Raw genomic sequence first — 8493 nt, 5'->3', positions numbered from 1 at the left:
CGCCGACCCCGCCCGCCCCCCGGCCCGGGGCGCGGCCCTAGCGGTCGCGTGTCCAGCGGGGGCGGGCCCTCAAGGCGACGGCCTCAGCCGTCCTCAGCGTTCGCCGGCGGTGCCTCCCGGCGTGGTGGGCTCGTCCACGCGCGCCGGCGGCGGTGGCGTGGGGCTGAGCTTCAGCCACAGCAGGAACAGCAGGCCGAAGACCAGCATGCCCAGGCCCGCCCACAGGTTGATGTTGATGCCCTGGGCCTTCTCGATCTCCGCGTGCGTGGCGACCAGGCCGGTCACCGTGACGATCACGCCGTAGACCACGAAGAGGCCGCCGATGATGCGGCGGATGTCGAAGAGGCGGGCCGCCGTCGCCGACGCGCGTTCCAACTCCTCGACGTCGTGCTGGTAGTCGTACTCGTGCTCATGGCTCATGGGAAGCGCCGCCTTTCCGGACGGGGGTCGGAAGGAGAACCGGACGGAGGTCAGAAGGAGAACGGGACGTAGCAGAGCGCCGCCAGCACGATCGCGCCCCAGCCCAGCAGCGCCGGCCGCCGGTACCACGCGTCGTCGCCCTCGGCCGGCGGCTCCGCCATGCCGGGCGAGCGGGTGCCGTACACCAGGCCCGCGAGGGCCTCCGCCGGCCGGGGCCGGGTCACCGCCGAGACCGCCACCATCACCACCGCGCCGACCACGAACGCCACGATGGAGGAGACGAAGTTGGCGCCCTGGTCGCTGGGGATGTCGATGACGCCCTGCTTGTAGAGCCAGAAGTAGTTCACCATCGCGGCGGCCGTGCCCGACAGCAGCCCCCAGAAGCCCGCCGCGGCCGTGGAGCGCCGCCAGAACATCCCGATGATGAACACGCAGAACAGCGGGACGTTGAAGAACGAGAACAGCGTCTGCAGATAGTTCATGATGTTGGAGAAGCTGGCGGCGATGAACGCCGTGCCCATGCCGGCCAGCACCCCGACGGCCGTCACCACCCGCCCGGTCGCCAGGTAGTAGCGGTCCTCGCGCCCGCGCACCACATACGCGGCCCAGATGTCGTTGGTGAACACCGTGTTGAACGACGAGACGTTCGCCGCCATGCCCGCCATGAACGCGGCCAGCAGCCCCGTCACGGCGATGCCCAGCACCCCGTTCGGCAGCAGGTCCCGCATGAGCACCGGAATCGCGTCGTTGTACTGGAGCCCGCTGCCCGCCTGCCCCAGCGTCGGCTCCATCACCAGGGCGATCAGCCCCGGGACCACCACCACCATCGGAATCATGATCTTGGGGAAGGCGGCGATCAGCGGGGTGCGCCGGGCGGCCGAGAGATTCCGCGCCGACAGCGCCCGCTGCACCTCCGCGAAGTTGGTCGTCCAGTAGCCGAAGCTCATCACGAAGCCCAGACCCAGCACGATGGTCAGCCAGTTGGCGCCCAGCGGATTGGCCTCGCCGATGCCCGTACCGCCCCAGGCGGACAGGAAGTTCTCGCCCTGCCGGGCGGTGAGGGAGTCGGTGAGCCCGTCCCAGCCGCCCACCCGCTTGAGCCCCACCACGGTCAGCGGGATCAGCGCGGCGAGGATCACGAAGAACTGGAGCACCTCGTTGTAGATGGCCGAGGAGAGCCCGCCGATGGTGATGTAGACGAGCACGAAGAAGCCCGCGACGACGATCGCCATCCACTGCGGCCAGCCCAGCAGGGCCTCCAGCACGATCGCCATGGCGTAGAGGTTGACGCCGGCGATCAGCACCGCGGACACCGCGAAGATGCCCGAGCTCAGCAGGTGCGAGCCCGGCCCGAAGCGGTGCAGCAGGAACTCCGGGACCGAGCGCACCTTCGAGCCGTAGTAGAAGGGCATCATCACCAGGCCCAGGAAGACCATGGCGGGGATGGCGCCGATCCAGTACCAGTGCACGGTGTAGGCGCCGTACTGCGCGCCGTTGGCGGCCATCCCGAGGATCTCGGTGGCGCCGAGGTTGGCCGCGACGAACGCGAGCCCGGTCACCCAGGCCGGCAGCGAGCGGCCGGAGAGGAAGAAGTCGAGGCTGGTCCGCACGCTGCGCCGGGCGGCGAAGCCGATGCCCAGCACGACGGCGAAGTAGATCGCGAGAATCGTGTAGTCGAGACCGTTGACGGGAAGTCTGAGCTCTTCGGCCAGCTGCGGCATGTGGCACTCACTCGCTTCGTTGACGACACTTCGTTGACGACGCTGTTGGCTCGTGATTCATTGTGTTCGTTTGTGTTCGCATACGGGAGCGGCAGAGGAGCCTAGCGTGAAGGCGGGTGACCGGGCGTGAAGAAGACGGCGACGCGGCTCGCGGACGGCCGTGAGCTGCTCTACTACGACGCCCGGGACGACGTGGTGCGCGAGGCCGTCGACCGCAGACCCCTCGCCCCCGTCGCCACCGCCTCCGAGATCCGCCGGGACCCGCTGCTCGGCGACGCCGTCGTCATCGCCTCCCACCGCCAGGACCGCACGTACCTGCCGCCCGCCGACGCCTGCCCGCTGTGCCCCTCCCGCGAGGGCCGGGCGAGCGAGATCCCCGACGGCGACTACGACGTGGTGGTGTTCGAGAACCGCTTCCCCTCGCTCGCCGGTGGCGCCGGCCGCTGCGAGGTCGTCTGCTTCACCTCCGACCACGACGCCTCCTTCGCCGACCTCGACGACGAACGGGCCGCCCTCGTCCTCGACGTGTGGACCGACCGCACCGCCGACCTCGCGGAGCGCCCCGGCGTCGAACAGGTCTTCTGCTTCGAGAACCGGGGCCGGGAGATCGGCGTCACCCTCGGCCATCCGCACGGCCAGATCTACGCCTATCCCTTCGCCACCCCGCGCACCGAACTGATGCTGCGCTCCCTGGCCGCGCACCGCGAGCGCACCGGCGGGCGCAACCTGTTCGACGACGTCCTCGCCGAGGAGCGCGCCGACGGGCGCCGGATCGTCATCGACGGCGAGCACTGGACCGCGTACGTGCCGTACGCCGCCCACTGGCCGTACGAGGTGCATCTGCACCCCCGCCGCCGGGTGCCGGACCTGCGCGGCCTCGACGACGCCGCCCGCGCCGAATTCCCCCGCGTCTACCTCGAACTGCTGCGCCGTTTCGACCGCCTCTTCGGGCCGGACGAACCGCCCACGCCCTATGTGGCGGCCTGGCATCAGGCGCCGTTCCACGCCGTCAACCGCGGTGAATTCGCACTGCATCTCGAGCTTTTCACGATTCGCCGCACGTCCGGCAAGCTGAAGTTCCTCGCGGGTTCCGAGTCCGGCATGAGCGTCTTCATCAATGACGTGCCGCCGGAGACCGCGGCCGAGCGACTGCGAGAGGTGGCGACCCCATGAGCCTGCGAGCACCCGGGAAATACCTGGTCACAGGAGGTGCGGGCTATGTCGGCAGCGTGGTGGCGGCCCATCTGCTGGAGGCCGGGCACCAGGTGACCGTCCTGGACGATCTGTCCACGGGCTTCCGCGAGGCGGTGCCGCCGGGGGCCGAGTTCATCGAGGGCCGGGTGCAGGACTGCGCCCGCTGGCTGGAGCCGAGCTTCGACGGCGTGCTGCACTTCGCCGCGTTCTCGCAGGTCGGCGAGTCCGTCACGGACCCCGGGAAGTACTGGACGAACAACGTCGGCGGCTCCATGGCCCTGCTCGCCGCCATGCGCGACGCGGGCGTGCGCACCCTGGTGTTCTCCTCCACCGCCGCCACCTACGGCGAGCCCGAGCGGGTGCCGATCACCGAGGCGGCCCCGACCGCCCCCACCAACCCGTACGGCGCCACCAAGCTCGCCGTCGACCACATGATCGCCGGGGAGTGCGCGGCCCACGGCCTGGCCGCCGTCTCGCTGCGGTATTTCAACGTGGCGGGCGCGTACAAGGAGTACGGCGAGCGCCACGACCCCGAGTCCCACCTGATCCCGCTCGTCCTCCAGGTCGCCCTGGGCCGGCGGAAGGCGATCTCCGTCTTCGGCGACGACTACCCCACCCCCGACGGCACCTGCGTCCGCGACTACATCCACGTCGCCGACCTCGCCGAGGCCCATCTGCTGGCGCTGGCCGCCGCCCGCTCCGGCGAGCACCTGATCTGCAACCTCGGCAACGGCAACGGCTTCTCCGTGCGCGAGGTCATCGAGACCGTGCGCAAGGTCACCGGGCACCCCGTGCCGGAGGTGCCCGCGCCCCGGCGGGAGGGCGACCCGGCGGTGCTGGTCGCCTCCTCCGCCACCGCGCACGAGCGGCTCGGCTGGCAGCCCGTCCGGGCGGACCTCGCGGGGATCGTGGCGGACGCCTGGGCCTTCGCCCGCCGCCGGGAGGCGACGGCATGACGGGCGGCACGAGCGGCACGGCCGGTACGAGTGGTACGGGCGGCACGGTCCCCGGCGAAACCGCGCGCGCCCGACAGGTCGCCGACGCCTTCCGCGAGCTGTACGGCACCGCCCCCGACGGCGTCTGGGCGGCCCCCGGTCGGGTGAATCTCATCGGCGAGCACACCGACTACAACGACGGCTTCGTGATGCCCCTCGCGCTGCCCAACACCGTGCTCGCCGCCGTGTCCCGGCGCGACGACGATCTACTGCGGCTGCACTCCGCCGACGTCCCGGGCGGGGTCGTGGAGCTGCGCGCCGACGTGCTGGAGCCCGGCGACGGCGGCTGGGCCGCCTACCCCGCGGGTGTGGTGTGGGCGCTGCGCGGCGCCGGCCACCGGGTGACCGGCGCGGACGTCCACCTCGCGTCGGACGTGCCCGTGGGCGCGGGGCTGTCGTCGTCCGCGGCGCTGGAGGTGGTCACCGCGCTCGCCTGCGCGGACCTGTTCGACCTCGGCCTGCTGCGCTGGCAGTTGGCCCGGCTCTGCCAGCGCGCCGAGAACGTCTACGTGGGCGTGCCCTGCGGAATCATGGACCAGACCGCGGCCGCCTGCTGCGCCGAGGGCCACGCCCTCCACCTCGACACCCGCGACCTCGCCCAGCGCCAGGTGCCGTTCGATCTCGCCGGGGCGGGCCTGCGGCTGCTCGTCGTGGACACCGGGGTGCGGCACGCGCTGGGGGACGGGGAGTACGCCACCCGGCGCGAAAGGTGCGAGGAAGGGGCGCACGCCCTGGGCGTACAGGCCCTGCGCGACGTTGCGTTGGAGCGAATGGACGAGGCACTCGCGCAACTGTCCGACCCCGTGGTGCGCCGGCGCGTACGCCATGTGGTGACCGAGAACGCCCGGGTCGAGGAGGTCGTCGCCCGGCTGGAGGCGGGCCGCATCCGTACCATCGGCCCCCTGCTCACCGCCGGCCACTCCTCCCTGCGCGACGACTTCGAGGTCTCCTGCCCCGAGCTCGACCTCGTGGTCGAGGCGGCGCTGGGAGCCGGGGCGCTGGGGGCCCGGATGACCGGCGCGGGCTTCGGCGGCTCGGCGATCGCGCTGGTCGACGAGGGCGACGCGGACGCGGTGGCCAAGGCGGTCACGGAGGCGTTCGCGACGGCGGGCCACGGCGCGCCCCGGATCTTCCCGGCCGTCCCCGCGGCCGGCGCCCGCAGGCTCCTGTGAGGGGAGCGCCTCAGGACGGCGGCGCGAGCCGCTTGGCGAGGAGGTACTCGGTCACCCCCGGCGGATAGTCCCGCACCTCGCCGACGACCTCGTACCCCAGGCGCCGGTAGAAGTCCGGCGCCTGGAAGTCCCAGGTCTCCACGCGGGAGTGGCCGCAGCCGTGCTCGGTGCGGGCGATCTCCTCGGCGCGCGCCATCAGCCGCTCGCCCAGCCCGCGGCCGCGCCACCGCTCGTCCACCCAGAGCAGGTCGACATGGAGCCAGCGCCCCCAGGTGTAGCCGGTCAGGCCGCCCGCCAGCTCGTCCGAGCCCTCGCACCGGGCGAACACGTGCACGGGCGTGTCGTGCTCCGCCGGGGTGCCGCGCAGCGCGCGCATCGCGGCGGAACGCTCCTGGTTGACCGCCTCCAGCCGCTCCTCGATCAGGGCACGGCGATCTTTGTCGACTCCTGCCTCAAGAACAATCACGTGACACAGCCTAAACAGCGGGGGCAAGCAGTTTTGCCAATCCGCTTCCGTAGCGGGACCGCGCCCGTACCCTGAAGCACAGCGCCGGTGGGGGCCGGTGCTGATCAGGGGGCGAGACAGTCGGGTACGACGCCCGGGGTGGGGTGGCAGCCAGGGCACGGCGGCGGCCGTGCGGCTGTGTGCTCTCCCGACCGGGCGCCGTACCCGCTTGCCCGTGCCCCGAAGACATGGGGGTCGATGTGTCACGTATCCGGGTCCTTGTGGTGGATGACCACCGCATCTTCGCCGAGTCGCTGGCCGCGGCCCTCGCGGCCGAGCAGGACGTGGATGTGTCGGCCGCCGGGAGCGGACCGGCCGCCCTGCGCTGCCTGGAGCGCGCCGCGGTGGAGGGCCGCCGCTTCGACGTGCTGCTGGTCGACGCCGACCTCGGCTGCGGCGCGGACGGCCGGGACGGCCTCGGGGCGGCCGGCGGCGCGGCCGGCGGGCCCGCCGCCCAGGACGCGGCCCAGGACTCCGCGGTCGACGGCATCTCCCTGGTGGCGGGCGTGCGCTCGGGCCAGCCCGGGGTACGGACGGTGGTGCTCGCCGAGCGCGACGACCCCCGCAGGGCGGCGGCGGCGCTCCAGGCCGGCGCGTGCGGCTGGGTCGCCAAGGACTGCTCGCTCTCCCGGCTGCTGGCCGTGATCCGCGGGGTGCTGCGCGACGAGACGCACCTGCCGCCCGCGCTGCTCACGGGGGTGCTGCGGGAGCTCACGGCGGCCCGCAAGCACCGGACGGAGAGCGAGCGGCTGGTGGAGTCGCTCACCCCGCGCGAGCGGGAAGTGCTGCGCTGCATGGTGGCCGGGCTGGGGCGCAAGGCGGTCGCCGAGCGGCTCTTCCTCTCGCCGCACACGGTGCGCACGCACATGCAGAACGTCCTGGGGAAGCTCGGGGTGCACTCCACGCTCGCGGCGGTGGCGCTGGCCCGCCGGGCGGGCGTCGGCCCCGTCGACCTGGAACCGGCCTCGTAGTCAGCCCGGGATGTTGTCGAACGGCGCGGTGAGGCGGCGCAGCAGGTCCGCGAGCTCGCCCCGCTGCTCGCGGGAGAGCTCGGCGAGGATCGCCCGCTCCTGGTCGAGCAGCCCGGCCAGCGCCTGGTCCGCCCGGTCCCGCCCCTCGGCGGTCAACCGCACCAGCACCCCGCGCCGATCGCTGGGATCGGGCAGGCGTTCGACCAGGCCCTTCTTGGCGAGGCGGTCGATGCGGTTCGTCATCGTGCCGGATGTGACCAGTGTTTGAGTGAGCAACTGACCGGGGGAGAGCTGGTAGGGAGCGCCCGCGCGGCGCAGTGAGGTCAGGACGTCGAACTCCCAGGGCTCCAGGCCGTGCTCGGCGAACGCGAGCCGCCGGGCGCGGTCGAGGTGGCGGGCCAGCCGGCTCACCCGGCTGAGCACTTCCAGGGGTTCCACATCGAGGTCGGGGCGCTCGCGGCGCCATGCTGCGACCAGTCGATCGACCTCGTCCTCCATACCGATCAGTGTAGTAGGTCTGTCGACATGAAGTCTCTTGATGTCAAGAGATATTCTGAAGGATGCATGGGCATCGTCCGCGCGAGGCACCGTTCCACTTGAGTTACACCCGTACCTGCAAGGGGGCTCGAACATGCATGCAGCCACGTGGGACCCGAACCAGTATCTCCGCCATTCCGGCCACCGCGTCCGCCCCTTCCACGACCTCCTCCACCGTATTCCGGAACTGCCCCACGGCAATCGGCCCCCGCGCATCGCCGACCTCGGCTGCGGCCCCGGCAATGTCACCGCGCTGCTCGCCGGCCGCTGGCCGGACGCGATCATCACCGGATACGACACCTCCGCCGACATGCTGGACAAGGCGGCGGAGTACGCGGGTCCCACGCCCGGCGGCGGACGGCTGGACTTCCGCTACGGGGACGCGGCGACCTGGGTCCCCGACGAGCCCTTCGATCTGATCGTTTCCAATGCGGCGCTGCAGTGGGTGCCCAACCATCCCCAGTCGTTCCCCGCGTGGACCGACGCGCTGTATCCGGGCGGCACCTTCGCCTTTCAGGTGCCGGCGAATTTCACCGCGCCCAGCCACGCGCTGCTCGGGGAACTCTGCGACGCCCCGCGCTGGCGCGATCGGCTGAGCGGATACGGGCGGCGCTTCGTCCACATTCTCGAACCCTGGGAGTATCTGACGCTGCTCGCGGACCTCGGCTGCGAGGCGCACACCTGGGAGACGACCTACGTCCAACTGCTCCAGGGCGAGGACCCGGTCCTCGACTGGGTCAAGGGAACGGCCCTGCGGCCCGTGCTGACGGCGCTGGCGGACGACCCGGAGGCCCGGGAGGAATTCCTCGGGCAGTACCGGGACCTGCTGCGCAAGGCGTATCCGGCGGGCCCGCACGGCACGGTGTTCCCGTTCCGCAGGATCTTCGCGGTGGCCCGCAAGCTGTGACGGCCGGGCAACGCCGTGACCGCCGGGCGAAACGGCGCCGCCCGTGGTCCGCGCCCCTCAGGGGCTGTCTC

The 8493-nt window shown here is 72.1% G+C and carries 9 protein-coding genes; 5 read left to right on the top strand and 4 right to left on the bottom strand.

The features are described from left to right. Positions 1-93: 93 nt before the first annotated feature. Both ACSNOD_RS24795 and ACSNOD_RS24790 read right to left on the bottom strand, forming a co-directional pair. Positions 94-420 carry a hypothetical protein gene (locus ACSNOD_RS24795; protein WP_436769257.1) on the bottom strand — a complete coding sequence of 109 codons (327 nt, stop codon included), beginning with the start codon at positions 418-420 and terminating at the stop codon, positions 94-96. A 50-nt stretch (positions 421-470) separates the two neighbouring features. Next, positions 471-2141, bottom strand: coding sequence for a sodium:solute symporter family protein (locus ACSNOD_RS24790; RefSeq protein ID WP_436769256.1), 1671 nt, complete (start codon positions 2139-2141; stop codon positions 471-473). Positions 2142-2267: 126 nt separating this feature from the next. Here ACSNOD_RS24790 and galT point away from each other — a divergent pair, with 126 nt between their 5' ends. Genes galT through galK form a run of 3 tightly spaced genes read left to right on the top strand, consistent with a single transcriptional unit; the run spans position 2268 to position 5502 of the window. Next, the gene (galT, locus tag ACSNOD_RS24785) at positions 2268-3314 is read left to right on the top strand and encodes a galactose-1-phosphate uridylyltransferase (RefSeq protein WP_436769255.1); all 1047 of its coding nucleotides are present in this window, start codon (positions 2268-2270) and stop codon (positions 3312-3314) included. Continuing rightward, positions 3311-4291: a UDP-glucose 4-epimerase GalE gene (galE, locus tag ACSNOD_RS24780; RefSeq protein WP_436769254.1), complete on the top strand. Its 981-nt coding sequence runs from the start codon at positions 3311-3313 to the stop codon at positions 4289-4291. Before galT ends, galE begins: the two co-directional genes overlap by 4 nt. Further along, entirely contained in the window at positions 4288-5502 is a 1215-nt protein-coding gene (galK, locus tag ACSNOD_RS24775; RefSeq protein ID WP_436769253.1) for a galactokinase, read from the top strand. Before galE ends, galK begins: the two co-directional genes overlap by 4 nt. A gap of 10 nt (positions 5503-5512) precedes the next feature. Here galK and ACSNOD_RS24770 read toward each other — a convergent pair whose 3' ends face one another. Then, positions 5513-5977, bottom strand: a complete 465-nt coding sequence (locus tag ACSNOD_RS24770) for a GNAT family N-acetyltransferase (protein WP_436769258.1) — start codon at positions 5975-5977, stop codon at positions 5513-5515. Positions 5978-6207: 230 nt separating this feature from the next. Here ACSNOD_RS24770 and ACSNOD_RS24765 point away from each other — a divergent pair, with 230 nt between their 5' ends. Next, entirely contained in the window at positions 6208-6978 is a 771-nt protein-coding gene (locus ACSNOD_RS24765) for a LuxR C-terminal-related transcriptional regulator (RefSeq protein WP_436769252.1), read from the top strand. Here ACSNOD_RS24765 and ACSNOD_RS24760 read toward each other — a convergent pair whose 3' ends face one another. Further along, a complete protein-coding gene (locus tag ACSNOD_RS24760; RefSeq protein WP_436769251.1) occupies positions 6979-7476 on the bottom strand; it encodes a MarR family winged helix-turn-helix transcriptional regulator in 498 nt (165 codons plus the stop codon). It abuts the gene before it with no gap. A gap of 133 nt (positions 7477-7609) precedes the next feature. Between ACSNOD_RS24760 and ACSNOD_RS24755 the strand changes: the two genes are divergently transcribed. Then, complete coding sequence (locus ACSNOD_RS24755; RefSeq protein ID WP_436769250.1) at positions 7610-8422, top strand: trans-aconitate 2-methyltransferase; 813 nt, start codon at positions 7610-7612, stop codon at positions 8420-8422. Positions 8423-8493: the final 71 nt, after the last annotated feature.

It is taken from the genome of Streptomyces sp. URMC 123 (genome assembly GCF_051386515.1).
Classification (GTDB): Bacteria; Actinomycetota; Actinomycetes; order Streptomycetales; family Streptomycetaceae; genus Streptomyces.
The sequence above is the reverse complement of the archived record's forward strand: the minus strand, read 5'-3'. Positions and strand labels throughout refer to the sequence as shown.

Bases quoted from the DNA above. Each gene is read 5' to 3' on its own strand.
- ACSNOD_RS24760 (WP_436769251.1), bottom strand. From the start codon at position 7,476: ATGGAGGACGAGGTCGATCGACTGGTCGCAGCATGGCGCCGCGAGCGC.
- ACSNOD_RS24755 (WP_436769250.1), top strand. From the start codon at position 7,610: ATGCATGCAGCCACGTGGGACCCGAACCAGTATCTCCGCCATTCCGGC.
- galE (WP_436769254.1), top strand. From the start codon at position 3,311: ATGAGCCTGCGAGCACCCGGGAAATACCTGGTCACAGGAGGTGCGGGC.
- ACSNOD_RS24790 (WP_436769256.1), bottom strand. From the start codon at position 2,141: ATGCCGCAGCTGGCCGAAGAGCTCAGACTTCCCGTCAACGGTCTCGAC.
- galK (WP_436769253.1), top strand. From the start codon at position 4,288: ATGACGGGCGGCACGAGCGGCACGGCCGGTACGAGTGGTACGGGCGGC.
- ACSNOD_RS24795 (WP_436769257.1), bottom strand. From the start codon at position 420: ATGAGCCATGAGCACGAGTACGACTACCAGCACGACGTCGAGGAGTTG.